At 74.3% G+C, this 14,326-nt stretch carries 20 protein-coding genes; 11 read left to right on the forward strand and 9 right to left on the reverse strand.

All coding sequences use genetic code 11. The features are described 5' to 3' along the window. Positions 1–44: 44 nt before the first annotated feature. The 5 genes from MVA48_RS08165 to MVA48_RS08185 are packed head-to-tail and all read right to left on the reverse strand — an operon-like array spanning position 45 to position 5,804. Positions 45–809 carry a histidine phosphatase family protein gene (locus MVA48_RS08165; RefSeq protein WP_246987710.1) on the reverse strand — a complete coding sequence of 255 codons (765 nt, stop codon included), beginning with the start codon at positions 807–809 and terminating at the stop codon, positions 45–47. Then, positions 806–1,204 (reverse strand): ribosome silencing factor, encoded by a 399-nt coding sequence (gene rsfS, locus MVA48_RS08170; RefSeq protein WP_246987712.1) that lies wholly within the window; start codon positions 1,202–1,204, stop codon positions 806–808. Before rsfS ends, MVA48_RS08165 begins: the two co-directional genes overlap by 4 nt. Next, positions 1,201–3,624, reverse strand: coding sequence for a nicotinate-nucleotide adenylyltransferase (nadD, locus tag MVA48_RS08175; RefSeq protein ID WP_246987714.1), 2,424 nt, complete (start codon positions 3,622–3,624; stop codon positions 1,201–1,203). Before nadD ends, rsfS begins: the two co-directional genes overlap by 4 nt. Before the next feature lie 13 nt (positions 3,625–3,637). Further along, positions 3,638–4,519 carry an AAA family ATPase gene (locus MVA48_RS08180; RefSeq protein WP_246987716.1) on the reverse strand — a complete coding sequence of 294 codons (882 nt, stop codon included), beginning with the start codon at positions 4,517–4,519 and terminating at the stop codon, positions 3,638–3,640. A 31-nt stretch (positions 4,520–4,550) separates the two neighbouring features. After that, the gene (locus MVA48_RS08185; protein WP_246987718.1) at positions 4,551–5,804 is read right to left on the reverse strand and encodes a glutamate-5-semialdehyde dehydrogenase; all 1,254 of its coding nucleotides are present in this window, start codon (positions 5,802–5,804) and stop codon (positions 4,551–4,553) included. A gap of 85 nt (positions 5,805–5,889) precedes the next feature. Between MVA48_RS08185 and MVA48_RS08190 the strand changes: the two genes are divergently transcribed. The 4 genes from MVA48_RS08190 to MVA48_RS08205 are packed head-to-tail and all read left to right on the forward strand — an operon-like array spanning position 5,890 to position 9,152. Continuing rightward, positions 5,890–6,906: a metal ABC transporter substrate-binding protein gene (locus MVA48_RS08190; protein WP_246987720.1), complete on the forward strand. Its 1,017-nt coding sequence runs from the start codon at positions 5,890–5,892 to the stop codon at positions 6,904–6,906. Further along, positions 6,903–7,712 carry a metal ABC transporter ATP-binding protein gene (locus MVA48_RS08195; RefSeq protein ID WP_246987722.1) on the forward strand — a complete coding sequence of 270 codons (810 nt, stop codon included), beginning with the start codon at positions 6,903–6,905 and terminating at the stop codon, positions 7,710–7,712. Before MVA48_RS08190 ends, MVA48_RS08195 begins: the two co-directional genes overlap by 4 nt. 1 nt (position 7,713) lies before the next feature. Beyond that, positions 7,714–8,742, forward strand: coding sequence for a metal ABC transporter permease (locus MVA48_RS08200; RefSeq protein ID WP_246987724.1), 1,029 nt, complete (start codon positions 7,714–7,716; stop codon positions 8,740–8,742). Continuing rightward, a complete protein-coding gene (locus MVA48_RS08205) occupies positions 8,739–9,152 on the forward strand; it encodes a Fur family transcriptional regulator (protein ID WP_246987726.1) in 414 nt (137 codons plus the stop codon). The genes MVA48_RS08200 and MVA48_RS08205 overlap by 4 nt, the downstream gene beginning before the upstream one ends. Before the next feature lie 9 nt (positions 9,153–9,161). On the opposite strand, the gene MVA48_RS08210 is transcribed toward MVA48_RS08205, so the two are convergent. The 4 genes from MVA48_RS08210 to mrf are packed head-to-tail and all read right to left on the reverse strand — an operon-like array spanning position 9,162 to position 11,255. Further along, positions 9,162–9,527, reverse strand: coding sequence for a hypothetical protein (locus MVA48_RS08210; RefSeq protein ID WP_246987728.1), 366 nt, complete (start codon positions 9,525–9,527; stop codon positions 9,162–9,164). A 31-nt stretch (positions 9,528–9,558) separates the two neighbouring features. Further along, positions 9,559–9,720, reverse strand: a complete 162-nt coding sequence (rpmF, locus tag MVA48_RS08215) for a 50S ribosomal protein L32 (RefSeq protein WP_246987730.1) — start codon at positions 9,718–9,720, stop codon at positions 9,559–9,561. A 3-nt stretch (positions 9,721–9,723) separates the two neighbouring features. Then, on the reverse strand, positions 9,724–9,975 hold the full coding sequence (locus MVA48_RS08220) for a type B 50S ribosomal protein L31 (protein WP_246987732.1): 252 nt from the start codon (positions 9,973–9,975) through the stop codon (positions 9,724–9,726). After that, positions 9,972–11,255, reverse strand: a complete 1,284-nt coding sequence (mrf, locus tag MVA48_RS08225) for a ribosome hibernation factor-recruiting GTPase MRF (protein ID WP_246987734.1) — start codon at positions 11,253–11,255, stop codon at positions 9,972–9,974. Before mrf ends, MVA48_RS08220 begins: the two co-directional genes overlap by 4 nt. A gap of 79 nt (positions 11,256–11,334) precedes the next feature. On the opposite strand from mrf, the gene rpmB reads away from it, so the two are divergent. From rpmB to MVA48_RS08260, 7 genes are read left to right on the forward strand one after another with little or no spacing between them, the layout of a single operon-like run. Continuing rightward, positions 11,335–11,601: a 50S ribosomal protein L28 gene (gene rpmB, locus MVA48_RS08230; protein ID WP_246987736.1), complete on the forward strand. Its 267-nt coding sequence runs from the start codon at positions 11,335–11,337 to the stop codon at positions 11,599–11,601. Beyond that, the gene (rpmG, locus tag MVA48_RS08235) at positions 11,601–11,768 is read left to right on the forward strand and encodes a 50S ribosomal protein L33 (protein ID WP_246987738.1); all 168 of its coding nucleotides are present in this window, start codon (positions 11,601–11,603) and stop codon (positions 11,766–11,768) included. The genes rpmB and rpmG overlap by 1 nt, the downstream gene beginning before the upstream one ends. Before the next feature lies 1 nt (position 11,769). Beyond that, a complete protein-coding gene (gene rpsN, locus MVA48_RS08240) occupies positions 11,770–12,072 on the forward strand; it encodes a 30S ribosomal protein S14 (protein ID WP_246987740.1) in 303 nt (100 codons plus the stop codon). Between the two features lie 41 nt (positions 12,073–12,113). Further along, a complete protein-coding gene (rpsR, locus tag MVA48_RS08245) occupies positions 12,114–12,284 on the forward strand; it encodes a 30S ribosomal protein S18 (RefSeq protein WP_305852297.1) in 171 nt (56 codons plus the stop codon). Positions 12,285–12,297: 13 nt separating this feature from the next. Then, on the forward strand, positions 12,298–12,618 hold the full coding sequence (locus MVA48_RS08250) for a class I SAM-dependent methyltransferase (RefSeq protein ID WP_246987742.1): 321 nt from the start codon (positions 12,298–12,300) through the stop codon (positions 12,616–12,618). Then, a complete protein-coding gene (locus tag MVA48_RS08255) occupies positions 12,615–12,914 on the forward strand; it encodes a hypothetical protein (protein WP_246987745.1) in 300 nt (99 codons plus the stop codon). Before MVA48_RS08250 ends, MVA48_RS08255 begins: the two co-directional genes overlap by 4 nt. Further along, entirely contained in the window at positions 12,911–14,161 is a 1,251-nt protein-coding gene (locus MVA48_RS08260; RefSeq protein WP_246987747.1) for an FAD/NAD(P)-binding protein, read from the forward strand. The genes MVA48_RS08255 and MVA48_RS08260 overlap by 4 nt, the downstream gene beginning before the upstream one ends. Positions 14,162–14,326 lie beyond the last annotated feature (165 nt).

Below are 14,326 nucleotides of genomic sequence, written 5' to 3' on the forward strand. Positions count from 1 at the left end.
GCCGATCCCGCGGGGACGCAGCCGACGGCGCGCGGGCCGCGATGTCAGAGCACCGCGTCCGCGTCGGAGGCAGGTGGTGGCGCGTCGTCCGGTGTTCCCCCACCGTCGGTGGCGTCCCGCACCACACGGAGGGCCGGCCCCGGGGTGGGGACACTCTCGGCGGCGATCTCCGGCAGCTGGAGCACCGTGCTGTTGTGCCGCACGATCCGCCAGCGGCCGCCATGCGCCACCAGCTCGCTCCACGCGCAGTTGGCCAGCGGCCCGAACATCCGCCGGTGGTCCGGCCCGAGACCCAGCAACCGCTCCATGAGCCGGCCTGCGGTGCCCCCGTGGGTGACGACGACCGCGACGGGGGCCTCCGGGAGGGTGGCCAGCGCGGCCAGGGCCCGCTCGGCCACGGCTGCCGGCTCTTCGCCGCCCCGGCCACGCACGGTCCGGCCGGCCATCCAGTCGGCGTACTGCTCGGGGAACCTCTGCGCCACCTCGGCGCGGGTCAGCCCCTCCCAGCAGCCCATGCCGTGCTCACGCAGGCGCGGGTCGAGGTGCAGCGGCACACCGAGCAGCGCCGTCAGCGTCGCGGCGGTCTCCGCGGCCCGGCTCAGGTCGCTGGAGATCACGATCGTCTCGCCGGGGGTCAAGCCGCCGGCCACGAGGTGCGGCGCCGCGAGCGCGGCCTGGTGGCGGCCCTCCTCGTCGAGCGGCGGGTCGAGCTGCCCCTGGAACCGACCGCTGGCGTTCCACTCGGTCCGGCCGTGGCGCCAGAGGATGAGCCGCGGCACGGCCAGCGGAGGCAGCCCTGGGCCGGTCACTGCCCGGTCGTGCCCTCGTCAGCCGGCGCCGGCCGGGCACGATCGGAGAAGGGGATGGTCGGGCAGTCCTTCCAGAGCCGCTCGAGCGCGTAGTACGCGCGCTCCTCCGCGTGCTGGACGTGCACGACGACGTCGACGAAGTCGAGCAGGACCCAGCGCGCCTCGGCGACGCCCTCGCGTCGCACCGGCCTGATGCCGTGCTCGCGCAGCCGCTCCTCCACCTCGTCGACGATCGACTGCACCTGGCGCTCGTTCGGCGCCGAGGCCAGCACGAACGCGTCGGTGATCGCGAGCCGGTCGCTGACGTCGACGATCGACACGTCGGTGGCGAGCTTGTCCGCAGCCGCCTGCGCGGCGAGCAGCGCGGTGTCCCGCGCCTCGGCCGAGGCGGTCATCGGGGTACCTCCTGGAGATGTGTGTCGGTGTGGCGGGCGGTGTCGGTCGGCCCTCGACGGGGGCCGGAGCGGTAGAGCCCGCGCTTCTCGATGTACTGCACCACGCCGTCCGGCACGAGGTACCAGATCGGCATCCCGCGCCCGACCCGGTCACGGCAGTCGCTGGAGCTGATCGCCAGCGCGGGCACCTCGACCAGGCTGACCGCGCCCTCGGGCAGGTGCGCGTCCGCGAGATGGAAGCCGGGCCGGGTGACGCCGATGAAGTGCGCGAGCTGGAACAGCTGCTCGTTGTCGCGCCAGGTCAGGATCTGACCGAGCGCATCGGCGCCGGTGATGAAGAACAGGTCGGCGTCGGGACGCTGCCGGCTCAGGTCGGTGAGCGTGTCGATCGTGTAGGTGGGCCCGCCGCGGTCGATGTCGACCCGGCTGACCGAGAAGCGCGGATTGGAGGCGGTCGCGATGACCGTCATGAGGTAGCGGTCCTCGGGAGGGCTGACCGCCCGCTCGGTCTTCTGCCACGGTTGGCCGGTCGGCACGAAGACGACCTCGTCCAGACCGAAGAGGCCGGCGACCTCGCTGGCGGCGACCAGGTGACCGTGGTGGACGGGATCGAACGTCCCGCCCATGATCCCGATCCGGCCGCCTGCCACCGGGCGAGCGTATCCGGGCATACCGGAGCCGGCCCCGTGAGGGACCGGCTCCGGCCGGCGAGCCCAGCGGCCCCTCAGCGGGGACGACGGATCGCCGCGACCGGCTCCCCGTGCAGCCGGTCGCAGCCTCCGGAGGCGCTGAGCGTCTCCGGAGATGTCGGGGCTGACGCCCCGGCACCGCGCTGCCCAACGGATGAATACCGGTTCGGTTACGGCTGCGCACCGGAACTTCGCACGATGCGCCCGACGGCACCGGAGCGAGGCCTCCGGTCGACGAGGCGACGTGTCGACAGGACGCGGTGTCGACAGGACGCGGCGTCGACAAGGGAACAGGTCGACGACGTGCACCTCACAGGGTCGTGATGAACTCCGACAACTGGACGGCGTTGCGGCACTCCACCATGTCGATGACCTCGCCGTACCGGTCGGCCGCCGAGTCACCGCTCCCCCATGACCGCCGCGGCTCCGGGTTGAGCCAGTGCGCGGACCGCGACCGGCGGACCAGCTCGGCCAGCACCGGCACGCCCGGGGGCGGTAGTTGGTCCGCCCGTCGCCGAGCACCAGCAGCGACGTCTTCGGCCCGACCGCCGACGCCCACCGGTCGGCGAACACGTCGAAGGCGGTGCCGTAGTCGCTGTGCCCGTCGAAGCCGACGACGTCGGCCTCCCGGCCGATGCGGGCGACGGCGTCGATCACGTCGGCCCCGGGGCGGAAGAACCGCGTCACCTCGTCGGTGGTGTCGACGAAGGCGAACGCCCGCACGCCGGTGAAGTGCTCGCGCAGCGCCTGCGTGAGCATCAAGGTGAAGTGGCTGAACCCGGCCACCGAACCGCTGACGTCGCACAGCACGACCAGCTCCGGCTTGTGGACCTTGCGCGGGCGGTGGTGGGTCACCACCGGCACGCCGCCGGTGCCCAGTGACGCGCGCACCGTCCTGCGGAAGTCCAGGCGGCCCTCCCGGCCCAGGCGCCGCCGCGCGGACAGCCGCACGGCCAGTCGCCGGGCCAGCGGGGCCACCGCCCGCCGCAGCTCGGCGAGGTCGGCGGACTGCGCCCGCAGGAAGTCCACCTGGTCGGCAAGCGGGCGGACGGCGTTCTTCGCGACCTTCTCCCGGCCCTTCTCCGCCGCCGTCCGCCGACGCACCTCGGCCTCGATCGCGGCACGGAAGGCGGCCAGCCGCTCCCGCACCGCCTGCCGCGCGACCCGCTCGGCCAGACCGCTTCGGTCGCCCTCGGCCAGCAGCCCCGCGAGCAGTTGGGAGACCAGCGTGTCCGGCGACAGCGCCCGCAGCACCCGGTAGCTGAAGTACGACTGCCCCGACGGCGAGGGCTGGCCGCGACCGAGCAGCTCGACGGCCTGGCGGGCGAACCGGCGCAGCGCCTCCTCGTCGCCGTCCACCAGCAGCTGGAGGAGCTGCTCGCGCATGAGCTGCGCCAGGTCGGCGTCGTCCCCACCGGGCACGTCCAGCGTCGAGCCGCCGGGTTCCTCGGGCTCGTCCGGATCCGACCCGGACGCAGCCGGCCGGTCGGACAGCGGCCACCAGAGGTCGAAGAGGACGTCGTAGGTCGGCCGCTGCGCCGCGCGCTGCAGCAGGACCGCCGCCAGCCCGTGCCGCAGCTGTTCGCGGTCGAGCAGATCGACCACGGTGAGGATCTCGGCCGCGTCGACCGCCTGGCTGATCCCGACGGGGATGCCGGCTTCGCGCACGGCGCGGACGAAGCCGTCCAGGTGCCCGGCGAGTCCGCCGGGGGCAGGCACCGGGGCCGTCATCGGTTCGGCTCCGTCAGTTCAGCCGCAGCTCGGCCGCGGCGCGGTCCTGGTCGCTGGCGTGCTTGAGGACCACCCCGAGCGTCGAGCGCATGGCCGACTCGTCGAGCGTGTCCAGCCCCAGCTCGAGCAGGGTCTGCGCCCAGTCGAGGGTCTCGGAGATCGACGGCGACTTCTTCAGCTCCAGTGCCCGCAGCGCCCGGATGGTCCGCACCAGCTGCTCGGCCAGCCCGGGCGCCAGGTCGGGCACCCGCGAGAGCACGATCTCGCGCTCCCGCTCGGCCGAGGGGTAGTCCAGCGCCAGGTACAGGCAGCGGCGCTTGAGTGCCTCCGACAGCTCACGCGTGGCGTTCGAGGTGAGCACCACCATCGGCCGCCGGGTGGCGGTGACCGTGCCGAGCTCCGGGATGGTCACCTGGAAGTCCGAGAGCACCTCGAGCAGCAGACCCTCGACCTCGACGTCGGCCTTGTCGGTCTCGTCGACGAGCAGCACCGTCGGCTCGGTGCGCCGGATCGCGGTCAGCAGCGGCCGGGAGAGCAGGAACTCCTCACCGAAGATGTCGTCGTGGACGGTGTCCCAGTCCGCGCCGTCGCCGCCCTGGGCGGCCTGGATGCGCAGGAGCTGCTTCTTGTAGTTCCACTCGTAGAGGGCCCGGGCCTCGTCCAGACCCTCGTAGCACTGCAGCCTGATCAGCTCCGAGCCGGTCGCCGTGGCCAGCGCCTTGGCCAGCTCGGTCTTGCCCGTGCCGGCAGGCCCCTCGACCAGCAGCGGCTTGCCCAGGCGGTCGGCCAGGAAGACCGTGGTCGCGATCTGCGCGTCAGGCAGGTAGCCGGCTTCCGAGAGCCGCTTCTCGACGTCCCCGACCGAGGAGAACTGCGGGGACTGCGGGCGGGTCATGCGGCTCCTGGTCAGGCGGGTGGACGACGGCTCAGCGGACGTGGCCGTTGCCGGTCACGACGTACGTGGTGGACGTGAGCTCGGGCAGGCCCAGGGGCCCGCGGGCGTGCAGCTTCTGCGTGGAGATGCCGATTTCGGCACCGAACCCGAACTCCCCGCCGTCGGTGAACCGCGTCGAGGCGTTCACCAGGACGGCGGCGGCGTCCACCCCGGCGACGAAGTCGGCGATCGCGGTGGCGGAGTCGGCGACGATGGCCTCGCTGTGCCCGCTCCCCCAGCGCGCGATGTGATCCAGTGCCGACGGGAGGTCGTCGACGACCCGCACCGCCATGTCCATCGACAGGTACTCGGTCGCCCAGTCCTCGTCGGTGGCGGGGACGACCGACGGATGGGCCGCCCGGGCGGCGGGATCACCGTGGAGGGTCACCCCGGCGTCGGCCAGCGCCGCCAAGAGCCGCGGCAGGTACGGGACGTCGCGGTGGACGAGCAGCGTCTCGGCGGAGTTGCAGACGCTCACCCGGTGGGTCTTCGCGTTGAGGACGATCGCCTCGGCCATGGCCGCGTCGGCCGACGCGTCGACGTAGACGTGGCAGTTGCCGACGCCGGTCTCGATCACCGGCACCGTCGACTCGCGGACCACCCGCTCGATCAGCGAGGCGCCACCGCGGGGGATCACGACGTCGACGACGCCGCGGGCGTTCAGCAGCTCGCCCACCGACGCGCGGTCGGCGGGCAGCAGCTCGACGAAGCCCTCGGGCAGCCCTGCCTTCGCGCCGGCCTCGCGCAACACCTCGACCAGCGCGGTGTTCGTGCCGAACGCCGATGCCGAGCCGCGGAGCAGGGCCGCGTTGCCGCTCTTGAGGCAGAGCCCGGCGGCGTCGACGGTCACGTTGGGTCGGGCCTCGTAGACGATGCCCACGACGCCGAGCGGCACGCGGACCTGGCGCAGCTGCAGCCCGTTCGGCAGCCGCGAGCCGCGGACGACGTCCCCGACCGGGTCGGGCAGCGCGACCAGCTGGCGCAGCGCGTCGGCGACCCCGGCGACGCGGCCGGCGTCCAGCCGCAGCCGGTCGAGGATCGACTCCGGCGTCCCGTCGGCCCGCGCGGCCGCCACGTCGGCGGCGTTGGCGGAAAGGAGCTCGTCGGCGCGCCTCACCAGCGCGTCGGCCATCGCGGCCAGCGCGGCGTCCTTGGCGTCGGTGGGCAGGGTGCGCAGCACCCGGGCGGCCGACCGTGCACGGAGCGCGGCGGCGCCGATCAGCGGCAGGTCGGAGACGTCGGACACGAAGCGAGGGTACGCGGAGACGGTCGAACCACCGGCGGGAACCTGGCCGGCGGAACGGTTCCGCCGCTGTGTGAGAATGATTCCCATGGCCACTTCCGTACATCACCGGACCACACTGGCGGCCGCTTCGGCCGCCGCCCTCCTGCTCGCCGGTTGCGGCGACGACGGTCGGGCTCAGAGCGGCTCCGACGGCGGGCTGGACGTCGTCGCCGGCTTCTATCCGCTGCAGTGGGCCACCGAACGCATCGGCGGCGACCGGGTCTCGGTGTCGTCGGCCACCCCACCGGGCGGTGAGCCGCACGACCTCGAGCTGACGCCCCGCGACGTCGCCGTGGTCTCGGAGGCCGATCTCGTCGTGTACCTGGCGGGCTTCCAGCCCGCCCTCGACGAGGCCGTGCAGTCCGAGGCCGGCGACCGGGCCTGGGACGCCGGGCAGGCGGCAGACCTCTCACTGACCTCCGAAGGCGAGGGTCACACCGACGACGAGGGCCACACCGACGACGAGGGCCACACCGACGACGAGGGCCACACCGACGACGAGGGCCACACCGACGACGAGGGCCACGCGCACGAGGAGGGAGCGGCCGACCCTCACTTCTGGCTGGACCCGACCCGGCTCGCCGCCGTGGGGGACGCGCTCGCCGAGCGGCTGACCGAACTCGACCCGGAGGGCGAGTCGACCTATGAGGAGAACGCCGCAGCGCTGCGTGCCGAGCTCGAGGCGCTGGACCAGGAGATGCAGGCCGGACTCGCGGACTGCGCCGTGACCACCCTGGTCACGAGCCATGACGCCTTCGGGTACCTCGCGGATCGGTACGGTCTGGAGGTGGTCGGCATCAGCGGGCTGAGCCCCTCGCAGGAGCCTCGGCCCTCGCAGCTCGCGGAGATCGCCACCCTGGTCGGCGACCGCGGCGTCACCACCGTCTACACCGAGACGCTGGTGGATCCGGCCGTCGCCGAGACCGTCGCGCAGGAGGCGGGGGTGCAGACCGCCGTCCTCGACCCGCTGGAGGGGCTGACCGACGAGTCGGCGGGCGACGACTACGTCCAGGTGATGCGCGCCAATCTCGCGACCCTCCAGGAGGGCCAGTCCTGTTCATGACCGCCACGCCCGGCGAGGACCTCGCCGTCCGCATCCGCGACGCCAGCATCGGCTACGGCGACGTGCCGATCCTCGGCGGCCTCGACCTGACCGTCGGCCGGGGCGAGGCGCTCGCCGTCCTCGGCTCGAACGGCTCCGGGAAGACGACGCTGGCCCGCGGCCTGCTCGGCCTCGCCACCGTGCTCGGTGGCGAGGTCGCCGTGCTCGGTGCACCGGTCGGGCGACGGCGCGAGCGGGGCCGGGTGGGCTACGTCCCGCAGCGCCACACGGTCAGCGGAGCGGTACCGGCCACGGTCCGGGAGGTCGTCTCCGTGGGCCGGCTCGCGCGCAAGGGGCTCCTCCGCCGGCTCGGCCCTGTCGACCGCGCCGCCGTCGGCGAGGCCGTCGCGGCGGTCGGTCTCGCCGACCGGATGGAGGAGCCGGTCGCCTCGCTGTCCGGCGGCCAGCAGCGCCGGGTGCTCGTCGCACGCGCCCTGGCCGCCCAGCCCGAGCTGCTGATCATGGACGAGCCCACCGCCGGGGTGGACGCCGCGAGCCAGCAGGCCCTGGCCGGCGTGCTCGCCCAGGTGTCGGCCGCCGGCACCACCCTCCTCGTCGTGACCCACGAGGCCGGGCCGCTGTCGGGGGTGCTGACCCGGGCCGTCGTCGTCGACCACGGCCGGATCCGCTACGACGGTCCGCTGCCGGAGGCGGCTGCGCACGGCGGCCACGGCGACGAGCACTGCGCCGAGCCGGAGCCGCCGGTGCGGGGATACCGGCTGGACCAGCCCACCGTCTCCGTCCGGACGGCCGGCGGGGGACGATGACGTGGAGATCCTCGAGTACGGATTCATGCAGCGGGCGCTGCTCGCATCGCTGATGGTCGGCCTGGTCGCGCCGGCGGTCGGCGTCTTCCTGGTCCAGCGGCGACTGTCGCTGCTCGGCGACGGCCTGGGGCACGTCGCGCTGACCGGTGTCGGCATCGGCGTCCTCACGTCGACGGCGCCGGTCGGCGCCGCTCTGGTCGCCGCGGTCCTCGGTGCGGTGCTCATCGAACTGGTGCGGGCCCGCGGTCGCACCAGCGGTGACGTCGCGCTCGCCGTCCTGTTCTACGGCGGCATCGCCGGCGGCGTGGTGCTGCTCAGCCTCGCCCCCCGCGGTCAGGCGACCAATCTGGAGGCCTACCTCTTCGGGGCGATCACGACGACCAGCAACGCCGACCTCGCCGTCTTCGCGGTCATCACCGTGGCCGTGCTCGCCGTCGTCGGCCTGCTCGGTGCCCGGCTGTACGCGGTCAGCGACGACGAGGAGTACGCCCGCGCGGTCGGGCTGCCCGTGCTCGGCCTCAACGTCGTGCTCGCCGCCCTCGTCGCGTGCACGGTGGTGCTCTCGATGCGCGTGGTCGGCCTGCTCCTGATCAGCGCGCTGATGATCGTGCCGAGCGCCGTCGCCCAGCTGTTGGCCCGCAGCTTCCGCCAGGCGCTGTTCCTGGCGTGCGCACTCGGCCTCGTGGTCAGCGTCTCGGGGACGGCGGCGTCCTACTACACCGGCACCCCGTCGGGTGGAACCATCGTGCTGATCGCCATCGCGTTGTTCCTGACCGTCTCGGCGGGCGTGGCCCTGCGCGATGCGACCGCACGCCGCCGGCACCGTCGCCGCGGCGAGGTGCACGCCGCCCATCCACACGTCCACGGCGACGGCTGCGGGCACCCACCGGTGCGGCACGGCGACCATGTCGACTACGACCACGACGGCCACCTGCACGCACCGCACCTGACCGGCGCGGGGGTCCACTACGACGAGCACGGCACGACCCGGCCGCCCGTCGAGCCGGCCGCCGCGAGGGAGACCCCGTGAGCACCACGGACCCGGTCCAGGGGACGACGCGGCGACCGAGCCGGCAGCGCAGCGCCGTCCTGGCGCTGCTCGCCGACCTGGACGGCTTCCGGAGTGCGCAGGAGCTGCACGCGCTGCTGCGGGAACGCGGTGACACCGTCGGCCTGGCCACCGTCTACCGGGCGCTGCAGGCCCTCGTGGACGACGGGCACCTGGACGTGCTGCGGAGCGCGGAGGGCGAGGCCTCCTACCGGCGGTGTTCGCCGGTGCACCACCATCACCTCGTCTGCCGCGGCTGCGGGACGACGGCCGAAGTCGCGGACCCTCCGGTGGAGCGCTGGGCGGCACGGGTCGCGGCCGAGCACGGGTTCGTCGACGTCCAGCACCAGGTGGAGGTCTTCGGCACCTGCGCCTCCTGCCGGACCGGCTGATCGGGCCGCTCAGGTCGGCGACTGCATCCGCATGGGCGGTCCGAGCCCGGCGGCGGCCGGGACGAGGCTCGCCGGGAGCGTGCTGTCGGGCTGCCCCTCGGCCGCGGGTCCGCCGTCCCTGACCCACACCGCCAGCGCCTCGGCCCGAGACGGCTCGTGGACACCGGAGAGCCACACCGTGGCCCCGGAGCTGCGGCCCCCTCCGTCCCGGTGCGCGACCACCGCCACGGCTGCGGCAGTGCAGCGACCGAGGCAGGCCGTCGTGACGAGGACGGCGCCGCGCGAGCCCCGAACGGCGTCGCGGACCGGCAGCGCGCCCGCCCGCGTGGGCCGGAGGGCTGCGGCGCAGGCCGGCCCGAGGCAGAGCGCCACCACCGGGCCACCCGGGTCCACCCCCGCGCGGCGGTCACCGGAGGAGGCCCCGCTCGTACGCCCGGCGCAGGTTGGCCGGCACCAGTCGCTCCTGGCCATCGACCCGGATCCGCACCAGCTGGACCGGGACGGCCTTCCACTGCGCCCGCCGGGATCGGGTGCGCGAGCGGGACATGCGTCGCTTCGGGACGGCCACCGGTCAGCCCTCCGTGGGGAGGCCGTAGCGACGGCGGAACTTCTCGACCCGGCCGGCGCTGTCGACCACCCGCTGGGTGCCGGTCCAGAAGGGGTGGGAGGCCGCGCTGATGTCGACGACCACCAGCGGGTAGCTGCGCCCGTCCACCTCCACCGTCTGGTCGGTGGCCACGGTCGACCGCGTGCGGTACAGGGCGCCGCTGGCCGCGTCCCGGAAGACGACGTCGCGGCACTCGGGATGGATGCCGTGCTTCATCGGGAACGTTCCTCTCGGTCGGGCTCGGTGGTGGCGCCGGTCCGGTCGTCGACCGGGGTGGAGGCCTCGCAGGGGTCCTCGTGCCAGGTGCCGAAGGGGTCGGGGAGCGTGCGCCAGTCATCCGGGCCGGCCGCCAGCTCCTCGTCGGTCAGCAGGGCCGCCTCCAGCGCCGCGATCACCGCGACGGCGGGCTGTCGGTGCGACAGGACGACGAGTTCGGTGTGCCGGTCGCCGTACCGGGCATCCCATCTCAGCGCTGCGGCCACGCGCCGCTGAGGAGCCACGTCGCGCCACGCGTCCGGGTGGTCCGGCAAGGTCGCCAGCCAGGGGCCGGCGTCGCCGACGCGCAACCCCTGGCCCGCCGACTCCAGCCAGACGGCCCGGTCGTGCTGACTGGCCAACCACAGCCGCCCGCGGCTGCAGACCACGCCCTCCAGGAGCACGTCGAGGGCCTCGTGCAGGCGACCCGGGTGGAACGGCCGACCGGCGGAGTACCGGACGAGTCCGACGCCGACGTCCTCGCCGAGCGGCGGCTCGCCCGGGAGCAGGGGGTCGAAGGCCGTGGAGAGCCGACCGCGCCGGGAGTCCCGCGGAATGGCTGCCAGCAACCGCTCGGGCCCGACAGCGGTCTGCGCCCTCGGCACGCCGGCCACCAGCCGGTCGAGCACCGCATGCAGCCGGGCACTGGTCCAGGCGTCCAGCGGACCGCCGGCCAGCAGCACCGCGTCGGCGAAGGCGACCTGTCCCAGCGCGACCTGCGCCAGGGAGCGGTCGTCGTCCGGCGTCGCCGCGAGGGCACGGTCGGCCAGGTCGTCACCGCCCGTGACGTCGTCCAGCCACGTGGCTCCGTCGATCACCGCCAGCACCCCGGTCACGTCGACGAAGTCGCCGGCGACCTCCGGTGCGCCCTCCGGTTCGTCGTCGAGCACCACGTTCGCGATGGCCCAGCACAGGTGTTCCGGCTCCAACGCGGGATCGAGGTGCAGGGCGATCCGGGTGACGTCGCGGCGGCGGCCCAGCTCGCGGAGAAGAGGCAGGAGGTCGAGGCGGAGCGTGCAGGACACGCAGCCGTGGGCCAGTTCCACGGCAGTCGTCTCCTCGACCACGACGCCGGCGCGGCGGCGGCGGAGTGTCCGGACGACCACGCCTTCGCCGAGCCGCGTCACGTCGTGGTGGATCAGCACCGTTCCCGGTCGGTCGAGCAACGCCGAGGCCACCCGGGCCGAGTCGGCCGCCCGGAGACCGGTCACGAGCACCAGGGGCGTGTCTGCCGCAGTCATACCGGCCACCCTACTGCACATGGGAATCATTCTCATCTAGGGTTATCGGCGTCCCGACTCCCCACGACTGGAGACGATCATGGCCACCTACTGCGAGGTGACCGGCCGCAGGCCTGGCTTCGGCAAGGCAGTCAGCCACTCGCACCGGCGCACCAGCCGGCGGTTCGACCCCAACCTGCAGCGCAAGCGCTTCTTCCTGCCGTCGGAGAACCGCTGGGTCAGGCTGACCGTGTCGGCCAAGGGCATCAAGACGATCGACGCCCAGGGCATCGAGGCGGTCATCGCCCGGCTGCGCGCCACCGACCCCGACGTCCGCCGTCGGCTGGGCGCCGGGCGGGACGCCTGATGGCACGCGGCACCGACATCCGTCCCGTCGTCCGGCTCAAGTCGACGGCCGGCACCGGCTACACCTACGTGACCCGCAAGAACCGGCGCAACGACCCCGACCGCCTGGTGCTGCGCAAGTACGACCCGGTCGTCCGCCGCCACGTCGAGTTCCGGGAGGAGCGCTGAGATGGCCAAGACGTCGAAGATCGTGAAGGACCGGCAGCGCCGGGAGATCGTCGCCCGGCACGCCGAACGCCGCCTCGCGCTGAAGGAGACGGCCCGCACCGCGGCCACGCCGGAGGAGCGCGCCGAGGCCCTGCGTGCCCTCCGCCGACTGCCGAGGGACGCCAGCCCCACCCGGCTGCGCAATCGTGACGTGGCCGACGGCCGGCCGCGCGGCCATCTGCGGAAGTTCGGGCTCTCCCGGATCCGCTTCCGGCAGATGGCTCACGCCGGCGAGCTGCCCGGGGTCCGGAAGTCGTCGTGGTGAGGCCGGCGCGGCCCCGCCGCCGACGGACCCTGCCCGATCCGGTGAGCTGGTACGACGTGCCGACGCTGCGCTCGTTCATCTCCGATCGCGGGAAGATCCGCAGCCGCAGGCTCACCGGACTGGACCCGCAGCAACACCGCCAGGTCGCCCGCGCCATCAAGAACGCGCGGGAGATGGCACTGCTGCCCTACCCGACCGCCGCACAGCGGTGAGCCGGGCAGCCCGGTGAGCGACTCCTACCAGGACATGGGCGAGCTCCACGACCTGTTCGTCGAGGACGCCTGGGCGAGGCTCCGGCCGGCGCTCACCCAGGCCTTCGGGCAGCTGGACGGGTCGGCGGTCGTCCTCGACGTGGGCGCGGGCACCGGTGTCCGCACACGGGTGACGGTGCTGGCCGGGCAGGTACCGGAGGCGCTCGACGCGATGCGCGGACCGATCGCGGGGTTCGTCTGCGCGCACGTGCTCGGCCACCTGCCCCCGCGGGACCGGAGGGCTACCTTCGCCGGACTCGCGCGGTTGCTCGGCCCGTCCGGTGTGGGGTCGTGACACTCGCCACCCGGGCCCGGGACGACGTCCCGGTGCTGGAGCAGCCCCGCACGATCGGCGACCTCCGCTACCTCGCCCGCCACCTGCAGTCCGCGGACGACGGCACCTCGGTGACGGAGTACCAGGTTCTCGACGGCGCGCGCGCCGTCCGCAGCGAGCGCCCCACCTCGGCCTGGGCAGCATCCACCGCCGAGGAGCTGAGCGCCGAGCTGACCGCCGCGGGCCTCGATCTCGAGCTCCTCGGGAGCGGAGCCGGGCTCGAGTGGAGGGCAGTCACCCGCCGCGACGTGCCGTGAGAGATCCCGAGGTACTGGTCGTGGGCGCCGGTCCGCATGGCCTCGCGGCGGTGTCCTACCTGCTCGCGGCCGATCCGTCGCTCGCCGGCCGGCTCGCCGTGGCCGACTCCGATCCCTGGCTGGCGGGCTGGGACGCCCGCTTCTCCTCGCTCGAGCTCACCACCCTCCGGTCGGCCTGCGTCCATCACCCGCACCCGGAGCCGTACGCGCTGCTCGACTGGGCCTCCGCCGCCGGCCGCTCCGGGCACTTCAGCGGTCCGGTCGGCGCCCCGGACACCACCCTGTTCGCCGACTTCTGCCGGTCCCTCGTCGCACGGCACGACCTGGAGCGCGCTCGCATCGCGCTGCGGGTTACCGGCCTCCACCCGCGCGACGACGGCCGCGTCGACGTCGAACTCCCGGGTCGCCGGCTGCGGGTCCGCCGCGTCGTGCTCGCCGCAGGCGGCGGGCGCCCCCACGTGCCCGTGCCGGGCGGGGTGCACAGCGGATCGGTCGACCTGTCCGCCGTCCGCGCCGGGCAGGCGGTGGTCGTCGTCGGCGGCGGGCTCACCGCGGCGCACCTCGCCCGGCGCGCGGCCCTCCGCGGCGCGCACGTCGTGCTGGTGCCCCGGGCGCCACTGCGCTCCCGGTTGATGGACGTCGACGCGGTTTGGCTCGGCACGGAGCTGCCCGGCTTCTTCGCGCGACCGGCGGCCGACCGCGCCGCGCTGGTCCGCACCGCCCGCCCGGGGACCGTGCCGCCCGCGGTCCGTGACGCCGTGCACGTCGATCCACGGGTTCGGATCCGGCTCGGACGTCTGCACCGCGTGTCGGCCGGCCGGGCCCACCTCGCCGACGGCGAGGACCTCCACGCGGACCACGTCTGGCTCGCCACCGGCTACTCCTTCGACGTCCGCCGCCACCGCCTCACCGCCGGGCTCCTGCAGGAGGCGCCCGTGGAGGTGGTGGACGGACTGCCGGTGCTGACGGCGTCCCTGTCGTGGGGCGGCACGTCCGTGCACGTCAGCGGCGGGCTCGCTGCCATGGGCATCGGACCCGCCGCCCGCGGTCTGGCCGGCGCGCGCATGGCTGCGGAGCGCTACACGGAGGCCATCACCGGCCTCGCGACCGGACGGCGTCAGTACCCGGTCCCGGAGACGGCCCCGCCCGAGGCGATGCCGGCTCAGCCGCCGGGTCTGCGCCCCGCCGCGACGAGCCTCCATGCCGGGAAGCAGAAGACGCCCAGCACCCCCTGGACGACGTCATAGGAGCCCGCATGCCGGGTGGTGACGTCGGTCCGGTGGACCCGCGCAGCCACGCCATCCCGTGAGCGGCACGCGCGGTGAAGCCCACCATCGGCGCGAAGAGGTCGACGGCGTCGACGGCCCCGGTGGGACCGACGACCACGGCGGTCGCCGATGCCGAGGCGCCCG

Origin of the sequence: Blastococcus sp. PRF04-17, from assembly GCF_023016265.1 — a bacterium.
GTDB lineage: Bacteria > Actinomycetota > Actinomycetes > Mycobacteriales > Geodermatophilaceae > Blastococcus_B.